Source organism: Kribbella sp. NPDC049584 (assembly GCF_040675555.1).
GTDB lineage: Bacteria > Actinomycetota > Actinomycetes > Propionibacteriales > Kribbellaceae > Kribbella.
The window spans coordinates 445,088-466,089 of the sequence record NZ_JBFAPF010000001.1; the positions used below are offsets into that span (position 1 = coordinate 445,088).

Here is a 21,002-nt window from a genome sequence, read left to right on the forward strand (position 1 = left end):
TTTGAAGGGAAACCCTTAGGATCCCCCCGTTCGAGATGAGTCTGTTGAAGACTCTCGGGTGAGGGAGGCAGGGTTGATGGCTGTTGGTTCAACTGGCGGCTGGCGTGGATTGGGTGCCGCGGAGGTTGGGCGGCGGCTGGAATTGGCTCGCGGCGGGGTGGAGCGGCTTGCGCCTGTTTGTGGGGTGGGTGGGCCGTAGGCGGTGCTGCCGTCTGATGAGGTTGTGGGGCGGCTGTGTGGGAGGTGGCGATCGGGCGGGATGATCGCGACTCGTTGCTGGCTGCTCGGCCAAACGCAGTACGTGAGCCTGAGCTCTGGTGGGTGCTGAATTGCTCCGATCGGCTGTTGCTGGCGCAGATGGGGCAGCGGCGGCGTGGGGATCCTGCTTGGGCGCCGTTGCCGGATGGGACTGGGACGGTCGGGCGGCATTTGTTTGTGTGGGCGTTCCTGGCGGTCGTGCCACATGTGCGGGACTATCACGCGACGATCGGGCTCAGCGACGACGAGTCGTGGGATTCGTTGCAGACGCTCGGCGAGGAGTTGGCGTTGTCGCGGCGGCTCACGCGACGTGTGCCGGCCGGTCGGGAGCCGTTGAGCGAAGCGGCCTCCGATGCGTCGTTCGATCGTGGTGTCGAGGTTGTCGAGCAGTTCCCTGAGCGGGCGACCGCGTCGCGTGTCACTCGTGGCTGATGGATACCCAACTGGCGGATTACCTGCCGGCGTCCTCTAAACATCAGGCGGTTCCAGCGGCGCTTCGGCGGTTTCAGCCAGCGGGTGGAGGCGGACTGGGGGCCGCTCGAGCACGTGTTGCACAGGCGGTACGACGAACCAGTCGTACCGCCGTCGCTACTGGACGAGCTACCTCAGCGGACCACTCTTGAGCGCGCGATCGTCACGCATCTCAAGCGGGGCGGCCACTTGTACAACCAGACCGGCTGGATCCGCCGTCCACGCCCATCGAGTCGTGGCAAATGGCTCGGGGCTCGAATCGCGAGTCGTGGAATGGGGTCGATTTTGGGAGCCAGATTCCACGACTCGGCGAATGGGGGCCGGGGTTAGGACAGGAGCTCGACCTGGGCGAGGGGGGCTTCTTGGGCGAGAGTCAGGCGGTAGTGCTGAAACTCTGCGGGGGTTGGGATGGTGAAGGGGCGGGTTTGGCGGGGCCAGGGGAAGGTTTGGTTGGTGCGGGTGTCGAGGAGGGTCCAGGTGGAGCCGTCTGTTGAGCCTTCGAGGCGCCAGGAGGTGGGAGCGGGTTCGGAGCGGGAGGAGGTCAGGGTGTAGAGGGTTGGGGTGGCGGGGGTCGGGAGGGACCACGTGACTGTGCCGGGTACGACGGTCTCGGTGGTGGAGGTGTCGTCGAAGAGGGGGTTGTCGGGTTGGCGTGGGATCAGGTCGACGAGCGGGGTGGGGACGGCGTCGTCGAGGGTCAGGGCGGGTGGGGAGTCGAGAGTTGCCCAGTCCGAGGGACTAGCGCCGAGGGTGAAGTCGAGTTGGTGGGCGGCGTGAAGGTCGGCAGCGGTTATGGATGCTGTAGGCAACGGTTTGCCATCGACGAGCACATCCTGAACGTAGGGATGGCCAACGTCTGAGGCTGTCACAACCAGCGGCTCCCCGCCCAGAGGCGTGACGACGACGCGGGGGAAGAGCGGTGAACCGATGGCGTACTCCGGAGCACCGACACGCAGCGGATAGATGCCCAAGGCAGCGAACAGGTACCAGGCGGACATCTCGCCGTTGTCCTCGTCGCCGGGATAGCCCTGGCCGATCTGTTCGCCCACGTACAACCGTTCCAACACCTCGCGCACGATGGCTTGAGTCTTGTGCGGGGCGCCGGCGTAGTTGTACATCCAGGCGATGTGGTGGGCGGGCTGGTTGCTGAAACCGAACTGGCCCATCCGGACGGCCTGCGCCTCGAGCATCTCGTGGATGACGATCGAGTACGTGCCCTTCTTCACGGCCAGTTCGGGTGTGGAGAAGAACGCGTCGAGTTTCGCCTCGAGGCCGCGCGGGCCGCCGTACAGGTTGGCCAGACCACGTGGGTCGTGGGCGACGTGGAACGCGAAGTTCCACCCGTCGGTCTCGGTGAAGTCGCCGCCCCACTCCTCCGGGTCGAACTCAGCAGGCCGCTTGGCGAAGGTCCCGTCCGCCAGACGACCCTGGAAGAAGTTCGCCTCAGGGTCGAAGAGCAGGACGTAGTTCAGTGAGCGACGGCGCAGGTACTCCGCCTCCTCCAGCAGTTGCGCCCGACGTTCCCCTGAAGCCTCAGAAGCCAGCTGGGTAGCCATCGCGGCGAGCCCGAAGTCGTTCAGGTACGCCTCGAGCGACCACGACACGCTCTCCTCGGTGTCCGTACTCACGTACCCGGCGAAGAACCCGGTCTCCACGCCCTTCCGCCCGACCTCGGTCGCTTCCGGCGCGACGGTCGCGTTTCGGAGCCCGGCGTCGTACGTCGCCAGCGGGTCCGGCAGCTCGACGCCCTTCAGATAAGCGTCGGCGAACGACACGTCCGAGCTAGTCCCGGTCATGCAGTCGGCGTATCCCGGCGAGGACCACCGCGCGATCCACCCACCGTCGCGGTACTGCTGCACGAACCCGTCGATCAGCTCGCCGGTCAACGCGGGATAGAAGAAGGCGTACGCCGGCCACGCGGTCCGGTACGTGTCCCAGAAGCCACTGTTCACGTACATCTTTCCCGGCTTCACGATCGCATTCGACAAGCGCTCGGTCGCCGCACCCTCAGTTGGCAGCACCGGGCTCGCATACACATAGGACGGCTCGTCAGCAGTCCCCGCGTTCTCGAAGTGCGAGTTCGGGTAGAGGTTGAGCCGGTAGAGGTTGCCGTACACGGTCCGCAGTTGCGGCGGCGTCGCACCCTCCGGCCGGATGACCGCGAGGCGCTCGTTCCACGCGGCGTTGGCCGCGGCCTGGATCTCCTCGAACGTCCCGCCGAGCTCCAACGAGAGGTTGTGCCGCGCCTGGTCGACCCCGATGAAGGACGTTGCCATCCGCAACGTCACCTCAGGTACGTCGAAGCTCGCCGCCCGCGCGTTCGCGCGCCCGCCGGACGCAGGCCCGAAACCGATCGGTGCAGCCGAGAACTCGCCGTAGCAGAACATCCGCGTCCGCCCGAACTCGGACCCGTTCTCGACCCAGCCCGTGAGCGCGGTCCCGTCGTACGAGAAGGCTCCGTTCTCGTCGATCGTGTCGAAGACCAGGTGGCGCCCCGCAGCGTCGGCCGGGAACGTGAAGCGGAAGATCGCGCCATGGTCGGTCGGTGCGAGCTCCGCGCGTACGCCGTTCGCGAGCGCGACCGCGTAGAGATCGGGTCGCGCGACCTCGTCGTCATGGCTGAACGCGACCGCGCGCTCGGCCGGATCACCCAGCGGCGAAGCCGCCGCGACCGGCATGATCGTCAGCTGATCGCGGTCGCCCATCCATGGGCTCGGCTGGTGTGAGAACGTGAGGCCCTGGAGCTCGGGGCGGTTGTCCGCGTTGTTGGCGCGGTGGTACTCGTACGGCCAGCGGTACGTCGACGCATTGGTCACCGGGGTGAGGAAGTTGAACCCGTTCGGCCAGGCGGTGATGGGCAGCGTGTTGCCGCGGGAGAAGTCGTGGCTCGCGTTCGTACCGCGACGGGTGTCGACGTACGCCGCGAGGTCCGTGCCGTCCGGCTCCGCCGGCGCCGGGCCGACCTCCACGTCGTCGATCCACCCGACGAACTCATGTCCCGGCTCAGGCGCATCCACCACGAGCAGCACGTCCGCGATCGTCTTCCCGGCGTACACGGTCAGATCGACCTGTACGTCGTTCCACTGGTCGGCGTACAGAATCTTCGCCGCGCCCTGCCCCGCCGCATCAGCCGGCTTCCCGTACTGATCTAACGCCCCGGCAAGCCGCGTTCCATCAGAGAAGACCAGCTCCACCGCCACATACGTAGCCGAGTAGCTCAGCCCCGCATCAAGCTCCGGATACACCTTGTACCGCAACCGATCACCGGCCTGGACCACTCCCCCAACCCCCGGCAGCCCGACCTCCTGCCTCCCGCCGGAAGTCCCGGAGTACCGAGTCCCCTCCACACTGCTGAACCCAGCCCGCGCACTCGTCGGTCCACCTGGCCCACCACCGGTCTCAATGATCACGGCGCAATGTTACGTATCAGTGCGGCGGGGCGGGAGGAACGTTTCCATCGTGGACCCAGGTGATGTAGTCGCGGGCGGTTTCGGTGGGTGGGCGGAGGTGGAGGCCGGCGGTTAGGGCTCGGGTGTTGGTTAGTTGGAAGGTGCCGTCGTTGGTGCCGTCGTGGGGGAGGTGGAAGCGGTCTTCGGTGGGGTGCCAGTCCATGGGTGGGGGCGTGGGTACGGCGGCGCGCCAGGCGTCGGCCAGGTCCGTCATCGTGTGGGTGGGGCCGACGGCGTTGTAGGGGCCGCTCACGCCCTCGACGGTGAGGTGGAGGAGGAAGGCGGCCAGGTCTCGGGCATCGATGTATTGGATGGGCTGATCGGGGCGGGCCGCGCTTTCCATCGGAAGTCCGTGGGCGAGGGCCCAGCCCCAGTTGCCGAAGTCGGGGTTGTAGGGGCCGACGACGAAGCCGGACCGTACGGCGGCCGTCCGGTCGCCGAAGGTGGCTGCGAGCAACGATTCGCAGCGGACCTTCGACGGACCGTAGAGATCCATCGTGAACTGGTCCTCCGGCGCACCGTCCGGCCACGGCAACAGTTCGGCGTACTCCGTCATCCCGGCCGTCGTCTTGCTGGCATAGACCGCGATCGACGACATGTACGTGTAGAAGCCGCACCGATCCCGCAGTACCGAAGCGCTCAGCGCGACGTCGCGGACCAGGAAGCCGGACATGTCGATCACGCCGTCCCACTCGCCCGTTGCCAGCACATCAGGCGCCGCGCGTTCGCCGACAAGGCGGCGTACAGAAGGAAACAGCTGCGGGTTCGTCCGCCCACGGTTGAACAGTGTGACCTCGTGGCCGGAGGCAAGGGCTGCCTCGACGACGTGACGGCCGAGGTTCTTCGTGCCGCCCAGGACGAGGAGTTTCACGACAGGGCTCCGACGATGTCCGCGAGTTCGGCGAGCAGCCCGTCGATCCAGTTCACCGAGTCGGGGATCGTCCGCAAACCCTCCTCGACGATGAATCGCAATGCCACCAGGTAGAAGCATCCACCACCGACCAGGAGCTGACGTTCGACCAAGGACAGATTGGTGCCTGCAGCATCGATGTAGTGGGCAACGATCGGAGCGCGGTCGTGCCCGAGGGACTCGGCGTCGCGAAGCAGGGTGTAGAGGTCGCTGAGATGCGGCGCCAGATAAGTCCCGGGCCAGTCGATCGCGGTCCAGCGCACCCCGTCGGTCACCAGATTCTTCGGCACGAAGTCGCCATGGACGACCCCCGCAGGAGCATCCCGATGCAGTGCAGCCAGCGCCTCGGTCAGCGGGCTCAGATCGAAGTCGATCCGTCCGATCCGATCCGCCATCTCCTTCACCCGCTCCGGCGGGAACTCACTGGGCTGCGACACCTCCCGCGACCGGATCATCGCCGCCAGCTCCGCAGCCGCAAGAAAGCCCTCCGCACTCGGTTCCTGCTCCAACGTCACCCGGCCGACGTCGGCCAGGACGAGCACGCCCGCTTCCGCCGAGCGATGCCGGTGCAGCAGCGCGGGTGCCGGCAGCTCCAGCGGTACGACGAAACGCTCGTACGCCGCCGCCTCGTCGGCCTGCCCGTCGGTCCCTCTCTTCACGATCACGCTGCGAAGCCCGTACGACAACCGCCACACCTCGGACGACCCCCACTGCCGCAGCAGCTCCCCGTGCAGCTCGCCGATACCCGGCGCCTTCGTAGCCTCGAGAACCGGATCCGACACGACCTCAAGCCAGGCAGGAAGCATCCGAAGAGTAGACCACGCCACGCGCCAGGCCGCCGCCGAATTAGGGTGTAGCCATGACCGAGAACGCCGTGCATGCCTGGGGCTTCGGCCTTGCGACCGTGACGACTGCTGGAGACGTCCTGGACGTCTGGTACCCGGCACCCGCGCTCGGAGCGCGGCCCGAGGACGCCAAGGCGCCGGCCGAGCTGATCGCCGCCGAGGGCCACGACGACCTGCGCCAGGTGCGGCGTGAGGTCGTAGCGATCCAGATCGTGCTGGACGAGGCACCGAACGGTACTGCGGACGCGTATCTCCGCCTGCACCTGCTCAGCCACCGCCTGGTCCGCCCGCACGGGGTCAACCTCGACGGCATCTTCGCCGCCCTGCCGAACAACGCGTGGACGTCTCTCGGCCCCGTCCCGGTCGAGGAGATCGCAAACGTCCGGCTGCGGGCGCGCGCCGCGGGGCAGCACCTCGGCGTGGCCAGCGTGGACAAGTTCCCGCGGATGACGGACTACGTCGTACCGTCGGGTGTCCGGATCGGCGACGCGGACCGCGTCCGGCTGGGTGCGCACCTCGCCGAGGGCACCACGGTCATGCACGAGGGCTTCGTGAACTTCAACGCCGGCACGCTCGGTACGTCGATGGTCGAGGGCCGGATTGTGGCCGGGGTCGTGGTCGACGACGGCAGCGACATCGGTGCGGGGGCGTCGATCATGGGCACGCTGTCCGGCGGCGGCAAGCAGGTCATCTCGATCGGCAAGCGCTGCCTGCTCGGCGCGAACGGCGGGACCGGCATCTCGCTCGGCGACGACTGCGTGGTCGAGGCAGGTCTGTACGTGACCGCCGGCACCAAGGTCACGCTCCCGGACGGCACCACGGTGAAGGCCCGCGACCTGTCCGGCCAGCCCGGCCTGCTCTTCATCCGCAACTCGGTCACCGGCGCGGTCGAGGCCCGGCCGCGCAAGGGCGAGGGCATCACGCTCAACGAGGCGCTGCACGCCAACGCCTGACCTGTACGAAAGTATGACTTTGCCAACAAACGTGAGGCTGCACACGTCAACCAGTTCGTGATGGGCGAACTGGAACCTGTCCCCCGCCCTCGGACGTTGGGAGCGGTATGCCGGTGAAGCGTGGTGCCCTCGTGGCCGTGGGTGCCATTGGCGTGCTCAGCCTTGCCGTCGGCGTCGGCATCGCCTGGCTGGGCGGCAAGCACGTGGGCAACCTTCTGCCGCCGCGCGAGCAGTGCACGGCCACGGTGAACGGCCAGATGGTCGTGCTCGACTTCGAGCAGGCCGAGTCGGCGGCGATCATCGCGGGCACCGCCGTACGCCGCGGGCTGCCGGCACGCGCGGCCACGATCGCGCTGGCCACGGCGTACCAGGAGTCAGACCTGCGCAACCTGGCGCACGGCGACCGCGACTCGCTCGGACTGTTCCAGCAGCGTCCGTCACAGGGCTGGGGTACGGCGACGCAGGTCCAGGACCCGTACTACGCGACCGGGAAGTTCTACGACGCGCTGGTGAAGATCAAGAACTACCAGAAGCTCGCGATCACGGTCGCCGCGGACAAGGTGCAGCGCAGCGCGTTCCCGACGGCGTACGCCGATCACGAGGCGGACGCTCGCGTCCTGGCGTCCGCACTGACCGGACAGTCGAAGAGCGTGTTCAGCTGCACTGTGAACACCGACTCGGCGCCTGCGGAGAAGGTGGGCGCCAACGGGCTGACGCCGCGCGCGGACGCCGTACGGAAGGATCTGGTCCGGACGTTCGGAAAGCTGTCGACCGGTGGGTACGCCGCGGGCGGGGTCTCGACCGGGCACATGGAAGGGTCGGCGCACTACGACGGGCGGGCCGTGGACGTGTTCGTCCGGCCGATCTCGACGGCGAACACGACCAAGGGCTGGGCGATGGCGCAGTACCTGGTCGCGCGGGCCGACCTGCTGAAGATCAAGACGGTGATCTTCAGCGACAAGATCTGGACCGCCGGCGGGCGGTCGGACAGCGGCTGGCGGGACTACACGCCGCCGGAGCGCTCGGGCGACCCCAAGATCCTCCGCCACCTCGACCACGTCCACGTGGACGTGCTGGACCAATAGAAAGCCTGGCCGGACCTACAGAAATGGGACGCCTACTCCAGGCGTCCCACTCTGTATTCAGCTGGTTACTCGTCGTGTTCCTGCGGGGGCAGGGCGGCGATGAACGGGTGGTCCTTGTCGATCTTGCCGAGCTTGGACGCACCTCCGGGCGAGCCGAGGTCGTTGAAGAAGTCGACGTTCGCGGTGTAGTAGTCCTTCCATTGCTCCGGGGTGTCGTCTTCGTAGTAGATCGCCTCTACCGGGCAGACCGGCTCGCACGCTCCGCAGTCGACGCACTCGTCGGGGTGGATGTACAGCATCCGGTTGCCCTCGTAGATGCAGTCGACGGGGCACTCCTCGACACAAGCGAGGTCCTTCAGGTCAACACACGGCTGCGCGATGACGTAGGTCACTGCTACTCCTCCTATGGCAGGCAAGCGCAGCGTCGGATTCGGGGTGCTGCGATGCGGTGATGCTCGTGTCTCTAGTATCACGGTAGTACTTCGCCCACTTTGCCAGGAGTCCGGATCGTGTCAGGCCTCGGCGCCCGTGATATCGGCCACCGTGTCGTCGTCCGGCACCGGATACCGGGCGGTCTGACCGATGTGATCGGCGTACTGCAGGCCTGGGACCCTCACGGCCTGGCCGTCCGGCACGTGGACAGCACGGTGCACGAGATCGCCGCCGTCGACATCACGGCAGCCAAGACCATCCCTGAGATGCCGCTCCGTCCGGTGGACGTCGACCAACTGTTCCTGACCGCGGCGCTGGGTCGCCCGGCGGCGGAGACGGCGTACGTCGGCCACTGGTTGCTGCGGGCATCCTCGGGCTGGACCGGCCGGGCCAATTCGCTTCTCCCGACAGGCAGCCCCGGGATGCCCGTCCCCGATGTCCTCAGACAAGCGGAGAACTTCTACGCCGAGCGCGGCCTTCCTCCGCAGGCCCAGGTCCGCCTCGGCAGTCCAGCAGACGAGGAGATTCGTGCCTGCGGGTGGGTCGACGCGCGGCCGCAACAGTCCGACGTCCTGGTCATGCACACCACGCTCGATCACGTGAACGCCGAGCCGGGGTACGCCGTCGAGCTGACTGAGCGGCCGAATGCCCAGTGGTATGCGGCTGCTTTCGATGGCCCGGTTCCGGAGATAGCACCGAAGGTCCTCGAGGGAGCCGCGAAGGCGATGTTTGCGTCGATCACGCTCGATGCACAGGTCGTGGCGATCGGACGCGGGTCGATGACTGGACACTGGCTCGGTGTGGACGCGATCCGCGTGTGTGACGGCTATCGGCGCCGAGGACTCGGCACGGCGATCGTGCAGGGGCTCGCACGCTGGGCGGGGCCGAACGGCGGGCGGCGTACCTACCTCGAGGTGCTGCTCGAGAACGCCGCCGCCATGGCGACGTACACGCGGCTCGGCTACCGCGAGGCGTACCGGTACCGCTATCTGACCAGTCGGTGAGCCGCAGTGGCCCCGATGAGCGTCAGTACGACGAAGCCCGCCAGCACAACCTCCAGCGCCCGGCTGGGATCCGCAGCCAGCGCAGCGTAGGTAGAGCCGGCCAGCGCGACACCTAGCGCTCCCGAGAGCTGTGCGTTCGTCGCGACCACTCCGGACAGATCCGCGGCGTACTCCGAGGACATCCGCGACGTGACCGCTCCGATGAGCGTGTTGGCGCTGATACCGAGCCCCAGGCCGCCAATTCCCAGCAGCGCGAAGAGGAGCGGACCGGTGTGGCCGCCGAGGAACAGGTAGGCCAGCACAGACAAGTAGCCGGTAGTCAGGACCAGGCAGCCGACCACTGGCATCCAGCGCACTCCCCTGCGCAGCCTCGGCAAGATGGGTCCAGCCAGGCCGAACGCACCGACCCAGACCACCATGGCGAAGCCGGAGTACGCCGGACCCTTGTGCAAACCGCCCTGGAGGTAGAGGGCCAACACGAAGAGCAGAGCGAAGTACGTGCCGCTGGTGCACCCGTGGGCGAGCAGACCGGCGCGGACGGAGCGGTCGGCCAGTACCTGTCGCGCGACGAGCGGCCGCCCACCACGAGCAGCCGTACGCCGTTCGCCGTACTCGAAGAGGGCTAGAGCAGGCAGGCTGAGCAGGAGGCACAGCCAGGACCACGTGGGCCAGCCGCGCTCGGAGCCGAGCAGGAGCGGCACTATGACAAGCAGAACCGTTGTGGACAGTGCGAGTACGCCGGAGAGGTCCAAGCGGTCCCGGCGCGCGACGGAATCGGCAGGCAACAAACGACGACCTGCTACAGCCAGAGCGATGCCGATGGGCACGTTGACCAGGAAGATTGGCCGCCAGCCAGTGCCGAGGATGTCCGCAGCGATCAGCACACCACCGAGCAGTTGGCCGGCCACTGCGCCACCGGACAGCGCGATCGAGAAGTAGCCGAGCGCCTTGAGCCGGTCGCGGCCCTGGAAGTGCAGTTGGATACCGCTGAGCACCTGCGGCACCATCAGCGCCGCACCGGCCCCCTGGACGAAGCGAGCAACCACCAACGGGGCAATGCCGGGAGCGAGGCCGCACAGGGCCGATGCCACGGTGAAGACGGTCAGCCCGAGCAGGAACGTCCGCCGGTACCCGAGCGACGAGCCAAGCCGCGCACCGGTGATCAGCAGTACGGCGAACGCGACGACGTACCCGGAGACGACCAGGCCGACCGCGCCTTCGGAGGCGTGCAGATCGGCGCCGATCGAGGGTCCGGCGACGTTAGCCACCGCGGTGTCGATATTGGCCATGAACTGGCCGGTGAGCAGCACGGCGAGGATCGCGCCGCGGTTGACGGTTCGGGTCTCTGTGGTGAGCACGATGATGGAACGCTGCGAGACCACCGTGATGTGAGGCAGGCATGCTCTAGGCTCCCGTGCCATGGCGGATCACGTGGTGGAGCGTCCGGAGTACCCCGGGGACTTCGAGGGGACCGTGCACGTCGAGTACAAGCCGCACCCGGACGACGGGGTTGCCGACCCGGGCGAGATCGTCTGGACCTGGGTGCCGTTCGAGGAGGACTACCACCGGGGCAAGGACCGGCCCGTGCTCGTGGTCGGCTCCGACGACGTCTACCTGCTGGCGCTGATCCTGACCAGCAAGGACCACGACCGCGACGCCGCCGACGAGGCGCGCTGGGGCCGGGTCTGGCTGGACATCGGCAGCGGGTCCTGGGACAAGGAGCACCGGCGCAGCGAGGTCCGGCTCGACCGGGTGCTACGCATCGACCCACACCAGGTACGCCGCGAAGGCGCCGTGATCGACGAGGAGCTCTTCAACCAGGTGGCCGCCGAGCTCCACCAACTGCACCGAAGCTAGCTCGCCGGACGCATCGACGAGGAGCTAGCTCGCGGGACGCGTCGGCGGCTTGACCCGGCCCGGCGGCGTCGTGGTGCCGGGTGGCGGCGGCGTGGGGGTGGTGCCGGGCTTCGGGCCGCAGCGGATGTCGTTGGCGGCGTTGTACTTCGTGGTGAACTGCTCGGTCTTGACCCGTGCGCCGTTCTTCGCGAAGTACCGGTAGATGGTGATGTCGAAGCCGGGGGTCGGCGCCTGGGCCTCGCAGCCCGGGGCCGGGTTGTACTGGACGACCGGCTGCTTGAAGTTCGACTTCTCCGACTGCCCGGCGGTGACGTCCCAGACCTTGGTGCCCCAGATGATCACCCTGATGCTGCCCGAGTTCCCCGGGGTGGACGGCTTGAAGATCGTCTGCACCAGCACGCCGTGGCCCGAGTCGTTCAGGAACTTCAGGTCGACGTTCGGCCACGCGACGGTCGCCTCCCGCCCGACCGGGTAGCGCGAGATGTAGACGCTGTGCGCCTTGTGCTCGAGGATCTTCAGCCCGGCGAAGAAGGCCGCGTTGAAGGTGGTGGTCGCCGACTGCGAGACACCGCCGCCGAGGTCCTTCTCGAACTTCCCGCCGCTGATGATGTAGCCCTCGGTGAAGCCGTTCTCCTTGGTCCGCTCGCCGACGATCTTGTTCAGACTGAACGTCTCGTTCGGCTTCAGCAGCGTCCCGTTGATCTTGCGCGCGGCCGTCCCGATGTTGGTGTTGCGGTACGGCGCGTGCGGGAACTGGGTGCTGAAATCACCCATCTTCTCGGTGATCCCGAGCGCCGTCGCCTGCTCGGTCGTGAACGCCGCCTTGACCGGCGTCAGCGGTACGGCGGCCCGCCGCTCCCCGGTCGGCTTCGGCAGGATCGCCAGGATCGCCGCCCCGACCTTCGCCCGGTCCACGACCATGCCGTCGACCGCCGGGATCACCTTCGGCCCGGCGCCGACGATCTGCACCGTCGCATCCTTGGGCAGCGTCTCCAGGGTCTTGAACCGCTGCTGGAACAACGGCTCCAGCGACTTCGTCCGCAAGCTCGGGATGACCTGGCCCTCCTGCGCGGTCAGCGTCAGCGCCGGCGCGATCTCGGCCGGTTGCAGCTCGACCGACTTCGAGCCGACCGAGAGCCGGACCGGGCCGGACATGGCCGGCTCGGCGAAGTCCGTGAGCGCCTTCTTGATCGCGTCGTTCCCGGCCTTCGGCTGGGTCACGCCGACCGGAAGGTCCTTCGGGTTCCCGTCCGAGGGGTACGCCGCCACCACGGCCGCGGGCGCCTTCGCGGCGTCCAACTGCAGCCCGGGGGCCGGCTGATGCGTGACCGGCGTGGTGCCCTTGAACGTGATCGTGCCCTCGGTGGCCGGCCGGTTCACCTGGGCCGAGAGCTTGTCGATGGCGGCCTTGAGTCGCGCGTCGTCCTTCTCGACGACCGGCTTGACCGCGTCCCCACCGGTGAGCGCGTGCCAGATCCGGGCCGGGGACAGGCTGCGGCCGGCTCCCGCGGCGGCGACGGTGGCATCCACGTCGACCGTCAGCCCGGCGTCAGCCGGCGCTACGGTGAACTTCGACTCGCCCGCCTTCAGCGCGATCGGAGCCGCGATCCGGTCCTTCAGACCGGCGTCGAGCTTGGACTTCGCGTCGTCCTTGGAGAGACCGCCGATCGGGATCCCGAGCACGGTCGTGTCACCGGGAACCTTGTCGCCGGCGAACGCGAACGCCGCTCCGTACCCCACGACGAGCACACCGAGCCCCGCGGCGGCGATGATCCCCGCGAGCTGCTTTCTCCCCACCGGACAGAGTCCTCCTGCTCGAGCCGTGGTCAAGGCACAAGCGCACATCTTACGGGACGCGAAAGGGTCATCCGACCGCCGGGGCAGCCCCTGAATGCCCCGCGGTAACGCTCAGTTTCCCGGGAGATTCCGGTAGTGACTGGAGTGGTAGATCAGCGCACTCGGGTCGGCCGTCTCGCCGGTGCCGAGGCTCAGCACCTCACCCACCACGATCGTATGGTCGCCCCCGTCGTACGTCGCCCAGGTGCGGCATTCGAGCCAGGACAGCGAGTCGTCGACCACCGGGCACCCCGTCTTCGGGCCGGCCGTCGTACCGATGCCGTCGAACTGGCTGTACAGGTCCCGGCCGGACCGCGCGAACCGCTCCGCGATCTCCCGCTGCGCGCCGGACAGCACCGACGCCGCCCAATACCCGCAGTCGAGTACGGCGGCATGCATCCGCACGCCCTTGTCGACGCAGACGAGCACGAGCGGCGGGTCGAGCGACACCGAGGTGAACGCGTTCGCGGTCATCGCATGCGCCACGCCGTCCTGCAGCGTGCTCATGATCGTGATCCCCGACGCGAACCGCCCGAGCGCAGTACGGAACTCCGCAGGCGGGACGCTCCCACTCGGCTCGGATGAGGACACCCCAGCAGGTTATGCCTGCCGGAAGGTTGATGCCTCAACCGAGCGTGTGGGTCCCATCACGCTCCTGGGTACCGGACGGCCGATGACACCTGACAACGCGCCACCGAGAGCGGCCGCCTGGCTCGCGGCCGGAGCCCTGTTCGTCTCGGTCTCCTCGGTCCTCCTCGACCTCGCGGGTACGACGCCCGGCACCGCGAGCTTCTACCGCTGCGTGCTCTCCGTCCCGTTCCTCGCCGTCGCCGCCTACCTCGAGCGCCGCCGTCGCCGCACCTTGCGGCGGGACGAACTCCTTCTCGGTCTGCTGGCCGGAGCGTTCTTCGCCGGCGACATGCTGCTGTGGACGCGGGCGATCGAGGAGGTGGGCGCCGGGCTTTCGACAGTGGTGGTGAACGTACAGGTGATCGGCGTCCCGCTGCTGGCCTGGGCAATCGACCGTGAGACCGTCCCACGGCGCTTCCTCGCCTGGGTGCCGGTGATGATCCTCGGCGTCGCGCTGACCGCCGGTCTGGTCGACGGCGGTGCGGCCGGCACGGATCCCGTCTGGGGCACCATCCACGCCGTCCTGGCGGCTGCTTTCTACTCGGTGTTCCTCTACCTTCTCCGCCGGACAGGGATGGGCGGACGACCGCTCCAGAACTACTTCGTCGTGATCGCCTCGGCCGGCCTGGTCTCGCTCATCGCCGGCTGGCTGTGGCGAGGGGTCGACCTCGCGCCCGGCTTCCGCGTGATCGGATGGCTGATCGGGGTTGCTCTCGCAGGGACGGTGGTGGGCTGGCTGCTGGTGGCGACATACTCACCGCATCTGCCGAGCCACGTCGGCGCCGCGCTGTTGATGCTGACGCCGGTCGGCGCGCTCGTGCTGAGCTCTGTGGTGCTGCACGAGCGGCCGACCTTGCTCCAACTGTCGGGGTGCGTGCTGATCCTGGTCGGCGCCTACCTGTCCGGGAACCGGCTCAGAGGCCGGCGAACAGGTCGTGCTCCAGGCCGTCGGCGTCCGGCGCGGGAGTGCCCTTGACCAGGCGGTACGGCTCGGAGCTCCAGATCTGGTTGCCGACGTTGTTCGACAGGGCGAAGAACGGGCCGTCGACGGTGATCTGGGTGGCGTGCGCCTTCATCGCGCTCATCTTGCGGTCGACGAACTGCTCGCCGTCGATGATGCAGTCGATCAGCCGGTCGGGGGTGATCATCGGCGGCATCGGGCCGTCGGGGTCCATCCCCTCGAACGTGGTGGTGTCGCCGGCCTCGCGGAGCAGCCGCAACTGCGAGCGCATCCGGGACTCGGCCATCGCGGTCCAGTAGATCTTCGGGATGTCCCACGCCGGGCCGAAGTCCTCCCGGTACGACCGCGCGGCGGCGAGGTCGGCGGCGTAGGTCGCGACGCGGTGGGCCTTGATGTGATCGGGGTGGCCGTAGTTGCCCCACTGGTCGTAGGTCACCAGGACCTGCGGACGGAGCTCGCGGATCAGCGGGACCAGATCATTCGCCGCGGTGACCAGGTCGGCCTGCCAGAAGCTGTCCTTGCGGGTCTCGTGCGGGACGTCGGCGTTGCCCTCGTCGTTGTAGATCATGCCGGTGTCGCGGTACTTGCCCGCGCCGCCGAGGAAGCGGTGGTCGGTGACTCCGAGCTCGGCCATCGCGTTGGCGAGCTCACCGATGCGGTGCTCGCCGAGGGCGTCGTCCTGGTCGGAGGCCAGGTGCGCGAGCTCGGGGACGAGGACCTCACCCTCCTCACCGAGCGTGCACGTGATCAGCGTGACGTGGGCCCCTTCGGCCACGTAGCGCGCCATCGTGGCGCCGTTGTTGATGGTTTCGTCGTCCGGGTGCGCGTGCACCAGCATCAGCCGGCGCTCAGCAAGCTCAACCATGCCGAAAGCCTACGTCGGCCCTCGGACAGTTCGGTCAGCCGAACCGGCGGACGAGCAGGCAACCCGCCTGGAAACGGGACTTCGCGCCGAGCCCGGCGATGAGTGCGCTGATCTCGGCGCGCACGGTCCGCAGCGACAGACCCAGCTCGCGGGCGATCGCGGCGTCCTTCGCGCCGGTCGACATCATCCGGCCGATCGTGACCTGCCGGGTGGACAGCTCCCTGACCGCCACGGGCGTCCGCCGGTGCGACCCGAGCTCGTACACCTCGCAGACGATCTCCGGTGCGAAGTCTTCCCTCCGCACCACCGGAACTGCCGGAAACACCGACATACGTCACTCCTCCCCAGAAGTCCTCAGGGAAGGATTCTCGTTGCCGGATCAGACCACTCACCAGGTACAACCCATACAAACCACCCATACAGTTCCGGTGCGTGAGGTTTCGGTGGCGGACAGCGGTGTGACTTCTGCCACTCAGAATCGGTCGCGCAGCGCCCGGACGAACGGCCGATCCGGCTCCAGCCAGTCCTGCTCGTCGAGCTCGGCCGGCCCGAACCAGCGCAGTTCGGAGTGCTCCCGCAGTACCGGATCTCCGGCGACAGCCGTGGCCAGGTAGACGTGCAGCCGGTAGTCCGGCGAGATGTCCACGCCCGGGCCGAGCGAGTCGCCGACCTTGATCTCCAGGTCGAGTTCCTCGCGGATCTCCCGCACCGCCGCCTGTTCGTCGGTCTCCCCCGGCTCGACCTTCCCGCCCGGGAACTCCCAGCCGCCGCCCACCCGGTACGCCGCCAGCACCAGACCGTCCCGGACGACGGCGACTCCAACAACTGTCTGCATTGTCGCGACTCTGCCAGAAACTGTCCGCCGAGTCCGACATGATGCCCGTATGCCGTTGCAGAACAGGGTTCTGCCCACCCAGGAGATCGTCGCCGACCCGGGCCGCGGTCTGTTGATGGGCAACCGCGGCAGCCTGCACTCGCCCGACCGCCGCCTGGGCACGACCCGCTGGCGCTCGAAGGCGTGGATCTGCTGCGTCCTTGACTGGAAGGGGATCCGGCGCGATCCGATGCCGCCGGGACGCTGGACGGCACTGTTCTTCTTCGACGAGGCCGTCGCTCTCGCCGCGGGACATCGACCGTGTCATTACTGCCGACGCAGGGATTTCCTGCTGTACGCCGGGGCCTGGGCGCGCGGACGCGACCTGCCCGAGCGTCCACGCGCCGCGGAGCTGGACGCAGTACTGCACAGCGAACGGGTCGAATCCCGGACCCGGCGGCAGCGAACGACCATCCAGGACCTCGCCGAACTGCCTGACGGGGCGATGGTCCGGTTCGACGGCCGCCCGGCGCTGGTGCTCGAGCAGCAGGTGCTGCCGTGGACCTGGGAGGGGTACGAACGGCCGCGGCGACCTGCTGGACTGGTGCAGGTCGAGACGCTTACTCCCCCGGCGAATCTTCTTGTGCTGAAGGCCGGATTCGCTCCATTACTCCACCCGTCGGCACGGTCGCAACTGAGGTGACCCTAACCGGAAACACGCCGTACCGATGGGTCTTCCGTTGGGCGCTTCGCGGGGGCAAAGTGTGCCCATACTGACAGCTACATAACCATCACTGGAGTCGGCATGAGTGAAGGCAACAGCGGCCGTGATGCTACCGCCGCAGTCGCTCGCGCGCTCGAGGGGCTACACGGTGCCGTCGGCAAATTGAGCCAGGAGTACGGTGACACCCTCGGCATTCGCCGCCTGGTGTCCGACGTGGCCCGGCTGAACGACGATCTCGCAGAGCTCGGCCCGCCCGACCCCAGGCACAGGCCCGGACCCGTTCCGGAGGAACTCGAGGAGATTCCCGACGTGGAGTATGACGCGTCCATGTGGACAGACGCGGAGCATGAAGGCTTCGGCGCGCCCGACAGGCACGCTCCCTGATGGCTACCGGAGTAGACAGCCCGGGCCGCGCACAGGTCGGCCTCAAGACCGCGAGATCGGATCGATGGTGGCTCGCGCCGTTGCGGATCGGCGTGATCCTGCTGTTCTTCATCGTCTACGCGACGATCCGGATCTTCATGAACAAGTGGTACTGGGTCGGTGACTTCCACTACCTGACACCGCTGTACTCGCCCTGTCTCACCAGCAGCTGTGTCGAAGGCTCCAGCCATCTCGGCACCTGGTTCGGTGCCTTCCCGCGGTTCCTGCCGTTCAGCCTGATCACGTTCGTGATCCTGGCCGGCTTCCGCGGCACCTGCTACTACTACCGCAAGGCGGGCTACCGGTCGCTGTTCTTCGCGCCGGCCGCGTGCGCGGTGCCCGAGCCGCACAAGACCTACACCGGTGAGCGCAAGTTCCCGCTGGTCGCGCTGAACCTGCACCGCTATTTCTTCTACGGCGCGCTGATCTTCGGCCTGCTCAACGTCTACGACGGCATCCAGGCCTTCCACGGCAAGGACGGCGGTTTCGGTATCGGCCTCGGCACGGTGATCATCTGGGTCAACCTGGTCTGCCTGTGGCTGTACACGCTGTCCTGCCACGCCTGCCGGCACATCGTCGGCGGCCGGCTGAAGAACTTCTCCAAACACCCGCTGCGCTACCGGTACTGGACCTTCGTGTCCAAGCTGAACCCGAAGCACGGCACGTTCGCGATGACGTCGCTGTTCACCGTGATCCTGACCGACTTCTACATCATGGCCCTCGCGGCCGGATGGTTCTCCGACCTGCGCATCATCAACTGACCGGGATTTCTGGATATGACTGAGCTGGAACGACACTCCTACGACGTCGTCGTGATCGGGGCCGGCGGCGCCGGCCTGCGCGCGGCGATCGAGGCCCGTGAACAGGGCAAGAAGACCGCGATCATCTGCAAGTCGCTGTTCGGCAAGGCGCACACGGTGATGGCCGAGGGCGGTTGCGCGGCCGCGATGGGCAACGCGAACTCCAACGACAACTGGCAGGTCCACTACCGCGACACGATGCGCGGCGGGAAGTTCCTGAACAACTGGCGGATGGCCGAGCTGCACGCGCAGGAGGCTCCCGACCGGGTCTGGGAGCTGGAGACGTACGGCGCGCTGTTCGACCGCACGCCCGACGGCCGGATCAGCCAGCGCAACTTCGGCGGCCACACCTATCCGCGGCTCGCGCACGTCGGCGACCGCACCGGCCTGGAACTGATCCGCACCCTGCAGCAGAAGATCGTCTCGCTGCAGCAGGAGGACTTCGAGGCCACCGGCGACTACGAGGCCAACCTCAAGGTGTACGCCGAGTGCACGATCACCGAGCTGATGAAGGACGGCGACGCCATCTCCGGTGCCTTCGGGTACTGGCGTGAGTCCGGCCGGTTCATCCTGTTCGACGCGCCGGCCGTCGTGCTGGCGACCGGCGGTGTCGGCAAGTCCTTCAAGGTCACCTCGAACTCCTGGGAGTACACCGGTGACGGGCACGCGCTGGCGATGCGGGCCGGCGCGACCCTGATCAACATGGAGTTCATCCAGTTCCACCCGACCGGGATGGTCTGGCCGCCGTCGGTGAAGGGGATCCTGGTCACGGAGTCGGTCCGCGGCGACGGCGGCGTACTGAAGAACTCCGAGGGCAAGCGGTTCATGTTCGACTACGTGCCGGACGTGTTCCGGGCGCAGTATGCGGACAACGAGGAAGAGGCCGACCGCTGGTACAAGGACGCCGACAACAACCGGCGCCCACCGGAGCTGCTGCCGCGGGACGAGGTCGCGCGCGCGATCAACTCCGAGGTGAAGGCCGGCCGGGGTACGCCGCACGGCGGCGTGTTCCTGGACGTGTCGTCCCGGCTGCCCGCCGAGGAGATCACCCGGCGGCTGCCGTCGATGCACCACCAGTTCAAGGAACTGGCCGACGTCGACATCACCAAGGAGCCGATGGAGGTCGGTCCGACCTGCCACTACGTGATGGGCGGCGTCGAGGTCGACCCGGACACCGCGTCGTCGACGGTGCCCGGTCTGTTCGCGGCCGGTGAGGTTGCCGGCGGCATGCACGGCTCGAACCGGCTCGGCGGCAACTCGCTGTCCGACCTGCTCGTGTTCGGACGCCGGGCCGGCATGGGCGCCGCGACGTACGTCGACCAGCTGCAGGAGCGGCCGAAGATCGACGAGGCCGATGTGGACGCGGCCGCGGCCGAGGCGCTGGCGCCGTTCGAGCTCGAGGGCGGCGAGAACCCGTACTCGATCCACCAGGACCTGCAGCAGTCGATGAACGACCTGGTCGGCATCATCCGCAAGGAAGAGGAGATGGAGCGCGCGCTCGGCCGGCTGGCCGAGTTCCGCGGCCGGATCGCGAAGATGACGGTGGAGGGTCACCGGCAGTTCAACCCGGGCTGGCACCTGGCGCTCGACCTGCGGAACATGCTGACCGTGTCCGAGTGCGTGGCCGGTGCGGCGCTGCTGCGGCAGGAGTCGCGCGGCGGTCACACCCGCGACGACTTCCCGGAGATGTCGCCGGAGTGGCGCAAGAAGCTGCTGGTCTGCAAGCTCGACGCCGAGGGCCACGTGAACGTGACCGAGAAGCAGCAGATCCCGATGCGCGAGGACCTGCTCGAGCTGTTCGAGATCGACGAACTGAAGAAGTACCTGACGGATGAGGAGCTGCCGACCGCATGAGTTACCAGGGCAAATTCCGCGTCTGGCGCGGGGACTCCGAGGGCGGCGAGCTCAAGGACTACGAGGTCGAGGTGAACGAGGGCGAGGTCGTCCTCGACGTCATCCACCGGCTGCAGGCGACCCAGACGCCGGACATGGCGGTCCGGTGGAACTGCAAGGCCGGCAAGTGCGGCTCCTGCAGCGCCGAGATCAACGGCATGCCGAAGCTGATGTGCATGTGCCGGATGAACACGTTCGCCGAGGACGAGGTCGTCACGGTCACGCCGATGCGCACGTTCCCGGTGATCCGGGACCTGGTCACCGACGTCTCGTTCAACTACCAGAAGGCCCGGGAAGTCCCGGCCTTCAAGCCGCCGGCAGACCTCAAGCCGGGCGAGTACCGCATGCAGCAGGTCGACGTGGAACGCTCGCAGGAGTTCCGCAAGTGCATCGAGTGCTTCCTGTGCCAGGACACCTGCCACGTGATCCGGGACCACGAGGAGAACAAGGAGTCGTTCTCCGGTCCCCGGTTCCTGATGCGGGTGGCCGAGCTGGACATGCACCCGCTCGACGCCGCCGACCGGCAGCACGCGGCCCAGGACCAGCACGGCCTCGGCTTCTGCAACATCACCAAGTGCTGCACCGAGGTGTGCCCCGAGCACATCAAGATCACCGACAACGCGCTGATCCCGATGAAGGAGCGCGTCGCCGACCGCAAGTACGACCCGATCGTCTGGCTCGGCAACAAGATCCGCCGCCGCCCGGCCTGAGGTAGCTGACAGCCGGCCCCGGAACCGCATCCTGGTTCCGGGGCCGTTGTCTTTACCGGGGCGGCGTCCCCCATGCGGGGGG

The 21,002-nt window shown here is 67.8% G+C and carries 22 protein-coding genes; 12 read left to right on the plus strand and 10 right to left on the minus strand.

Annotation, left to right across the window (positions count from 1 at the left end; genetic code table 11):
- Positions 1 to 234: 234 nt before the first annotated feature.
- Positions 235 to 690 (plus strand): acyltransferase domain-containing protein, encoded by a 456-nt coding sequence (locus AB0J62_RS02125; protein WP_363863250.1) that lies wholly within the window; start codon positions 235 to 237, stop codon positions 688 to 690.
- Positions 691 to 732: 42 nt separating this feature from the next.
- Positions 733 to 1,059, plus strand: a complete 327-nt coding sequence (locus AB0J62_RS02130) for a hypothetical protein (RefSeq protein ID WP_363865130.1) — start codon at positions 733 to 735, stop codon at positions 1,057 to 1,059.
- Here the strand turns inward: AB0J62_RS02130 and AB0J62_RS02135 are convergent.
- Genes AB0J62_RS02135 through AB0J62_RS02145 form a run of 3 tightly spaced genes read right to left on the minus strand, consistent with a single transcriptional unit; the run spans position 1,056 to position 5,894 of the window.
- Entirely contained in the window at positions 1,056 to 4,139 is a 3,084-nt protein-coding gene (locus AB0J62_RS02135) for a GH92 family glycosyl hydrolase (RefSeq protein WP_363863253.1), read from the minus strand. The two genes, AB0J62_RS02130 and AB0J62_RS02135, sit on opposite strands and share 4 nt — an antisense overlap.
- Positions 4,140 to 4,155: 16 nt before the next feature.
- Positions 4,156 to 5,049, minus strand: a complete 894-nt coding sequence (locus AB0J62_RS02140) for an NAD-dependent dehydratase (RefSeq protein ID WP_363863256.1) — start codon at positions 5,047 to 5,049, stop codon at positions 4,156 to 4,158.
- Positions 5,046 to 5,894 (minus strand): phosphotransferase, encoded by an 849-nt coding sequence (locus AB0J62_RS02145; protein WP_363863259.1) that lies wholly within the window; start codon positions 5,892 to 5,894, stop codon positions 5,046 to 5,048. The genes AB0J62_RS02140 and AB0J62_RS02145 overlap by 4 nt, the downstream gene beginning before the upstream one ends.
- A gap of 53 nt (positions 5,895 to 5,947) precedes the next feature.
- Here AB0J62_RS02145 and dapD point away from each other — a divergent pair, with 53 nt between their 5' ends.
- Together dapD and AB0J62_RS02155 are read left to right on the plus strand one after the other, a co-directional pair.
- Positions 5,948 to 6,886: a 2,3,4,5-tetrahydropyridine-2,6-dicarboxylate N-succinyltransferase gene (gene dapD / locus AB0J62_RS02150; protein WP_363863262.1), complete on the plus strand. Its 939-nt coding sequence runs from the start codon at positions 5,948 to 5,950 to the stop codon at positions 6,884 to 6,886.
- Positions 6,887 to 7,023: 137 nt separating this feature from the next.
- Positions 7,024 to 7,971: a hypothetical protein gene (locus AB0J62_RS02155; protein ID WP_363863265.1), complete on the plus strand. Its 948-nt coding sequence runs from the start codon at positions 7,024 to 7,026 to the stop codon at positions 7,969 to 7,971.
- A gap of 65 nt (positions 7,972 to 8,036) precedes the next feature.
- Here the strand turns inward: AB0J62_RS02155 and fdxA are convergent, their stop codons facing one another.
- Entirely contained in the window at positions 8,037 to 8,363 is a 327-nt protein-coding gene (gene fdxA / locus AB0J62_RS02160) for a ferredoxin (RefSeq protein ID WP_012923087.1), read from the minus strand.
- Positions 8,364 to 8,480: 117 nt separating this feature from the next.
- On the opposite strand from fdxA, the gene AB0J62_RS02165 reads away from it, so the two are divergent.
- Positions 8,481 to 9,407 (plus strand): GNAT family N-acetyltransferase, encoded by a 927-nt coding sequence (locus AB0J62_RS02165; RefSeq protein WP_363863268.1) that lies wholly within the window; start codon positions 8,481 to 8,483, stop codon positions 9,405 to 9,407.
- Here the strand turns inward: AB0J62_RS02165 and AB0J62_RS02170 are convergent.
- Positions 9,389 to 10,765, minus strand: a complete 1,377-nt coding sequence (locus tag AB0J62_RS02170; RefSeq protein ID WP_363863271.1) for an MFS transporter — start codon at positions 10,763 to 10,765, stop codon at positions 9,389 to 9,391. The two genes, AB0J62_RS02165 and AB0J62_RS02170, sit on opposite strands and share 19 nt — an antisense overlap.
- A gap of 61 nt (positions 10,766 to 10,826) precedes the next feature.
- Between AB0J62_RS02170 and AB0J62_RS02175 the strand changes: the two genes are divergently transcribed.
- A complete protein-coding gene (locus tag AB0J62_RS02175) occupies positions 10,827 to 11,264 on the plus strand; it encodes a type II toxin-antitoxin system PemK/MazF family toxin (protein ID WP_363863274.1) in 438 nt (145 codons plus the stop codon).
- 24 nt (positions 11,265 to 11,288) lie between these two features.
- Here the strand turns inward: AB0J62_RS02175 and AB0J62_RS02180 are convergent, their stop codons facing one another.
- Both AB0J62_RS02180 and AB0J62_RS02185 read right to left on the minus strand, forming a co-directional pair.
- On the minus strand, positions 11,289 to 13,061 hold the full coding sequence (locus AB0J62_RS02180) for a VanW family protein (protein WP_363863277.1): 1,773 nt from the start codon (positions 13,059 to 13,061) through the stop codon (positions 11,289 to 11,291).
- A 111-nt stretch (positions 13,062 to 13,172) separates the two neighbouring features.
- The gene (locus tag AB0J62_RS02185) at positions 13,173 to 13,691 is read right to left on the minus strand and encodes a flavin reductase family protein (protein ID WP_363863280.1); all 519 of its coding nucleotides are present in this window, start codon (positions 13,689 to 13,691) and stop codon (positions 13,173 to 13,175) included.
- An 82-nt stretch (positions 13,692 to 13,773) separates the two neighbouring features.
- On the opposite strand from AB0J62_RS02185, the gene AB0J62_RS02190 reads away from it, so the two are divergent.
- Positions 13,774 to 14,706, plus strand: coding sequence for a DMT family transporter (locus AB0J62_RS02190; RefSeq protein ID WP_363863283.1), 933 nt, complete (start codon positions 13,774 to 13,776; stop codon positions 14,704 to 14,706).
- Here AB0J62_RS02190 and mshB read toward each other — a convergent pair.
- From mshB to AB0J62_RS02205, 3 genes are all read right to left on the minus strand, one after another.
- Positions 14,645 to 15,556: an N-acetyl-1-D-myo-inositol-2-amino-2-deoxy-alpha-D-glucopyranoside deacetylase gene (gene mshB / locus AB0J62_RS02195; RefSeq protein WP_363863286.1), complete on the minus strand. Its 912-nt coding sequence runs from the start codon at positions 15,554 to 15,556 to the stop codon at positions 14,645 to 14,647. The two genes, AB0J62_RS02190 and mshB, sit on opposite strands and share 62 nt — an antisense overlap.
- Positions 15,557 to 15,590: 34 nt before the next feature.
- On the minus strand, positions 15,591 to 15,887 hold the full coding sequence (locus tag AB0J62_RS02200; protein WP_363863289.1) for a LuxR C-terminal-related transcriptional regulator: 297 nt from the start codon (positions 15,885 to 15,887) through the stop codon (positions 15,591 to 15,593).
- A 141-nt stretch (positions 15,888 to 16,028) separates the two neighbouring features.
- Entirely contained in the window at positions 16,029 to 16,391 is a 363-nt protein-coding gene (locus AB0J62_RS02205; RefSeq protein WP_363863292.1) for a (deoxy)nucleoside triphosphate pyrophosphohydrolase, read from the minus strand.
- A gap of 49 nt (positions 16,392 to 16,440) precedes the next feature.
- On the opposite strand from AB0J62_RS02205, the gene AB0J62_RS02210 reads away from it, so the two are divergent.
- The 5 genes from AB0J62_RS02210 to AB0J62_RS02230 all read left to right on the plus strand — a co-directional run bounded on the left by AB0J62_RS02210 (position 16,441) and on the right by AB0J62_RS02230 (position 20,920).
- Positions 16,441 to 17,073: a hypothetical protein gene (locus AB0J62_RS02210; protein WP_363863295.1), complete on the plus strand. Its 633-nt coding sequence runs from the start codon at positions 16,441 to 16,443 to the stop codon at positions 17,071 to 17,073.
- 102 nt (positions 17,074 to 17,175) lie between these two features.
- The gene (locus AB0J62_RS02215; RefSeq protein WP_134108432.1) at positions 17,176 to 17,478 is read left to right on the plus strand and encodes a hypothetical protein; all 303 of its coding nucleotides are present in this window, start codon (positions 17,176 to 17,178) and stop codon (positions 17,476 to 17,478) included.
- The gene (locus tag AB0J62_RS02220) at positions 17,478 to 18,278 is read left to right on the plus strand and encodes a hypothetical protein (protein ID WP_363863299.1); all 801 of its coding nucleotides are present in this window, start codon (positions 17,478 to 17,480) and stop codon (positions 18,276 to 18,278) included. Before AB0J62_RS02215 ends, AB0J62_RS02220 begins: the two co-directional genes overlap by 1 nt.
- A gap of 15 nt (positions 18,279 to 18,293) precedes the next feature.
- On the plus strand, positions 18,294 to 20,171 hold the full coding sequence (locus AB0J62_RS02225; protein WP_363863302.1) for a fumarate reductase/succinate dehydrogenase flavoprotein subunit: 1,878 nt from the start codon (positions 18,294 to 18,296) through the stop codon (positions 20,169 to 20,171).
- Positions 20,168 to 20,920 (plus strand): succinate dehydrogenase/fumarate reductase iron-sulfur subunit, encoded by a 753-nt coding sequence (locus tag AB0J62_RS02230; protein WP_134108425.1) that lies wholly within the window; start codon positions 20,168 to 20,170, stop codon positions 20,918 to 20,920. Before AB0J62_RS02225 ends, AB0J62_RS02230 begins: the two co-directional genes overlap by 4 nt.
- Positions 20,921 to 21,002: the final 82 nt, after the last annotated feature.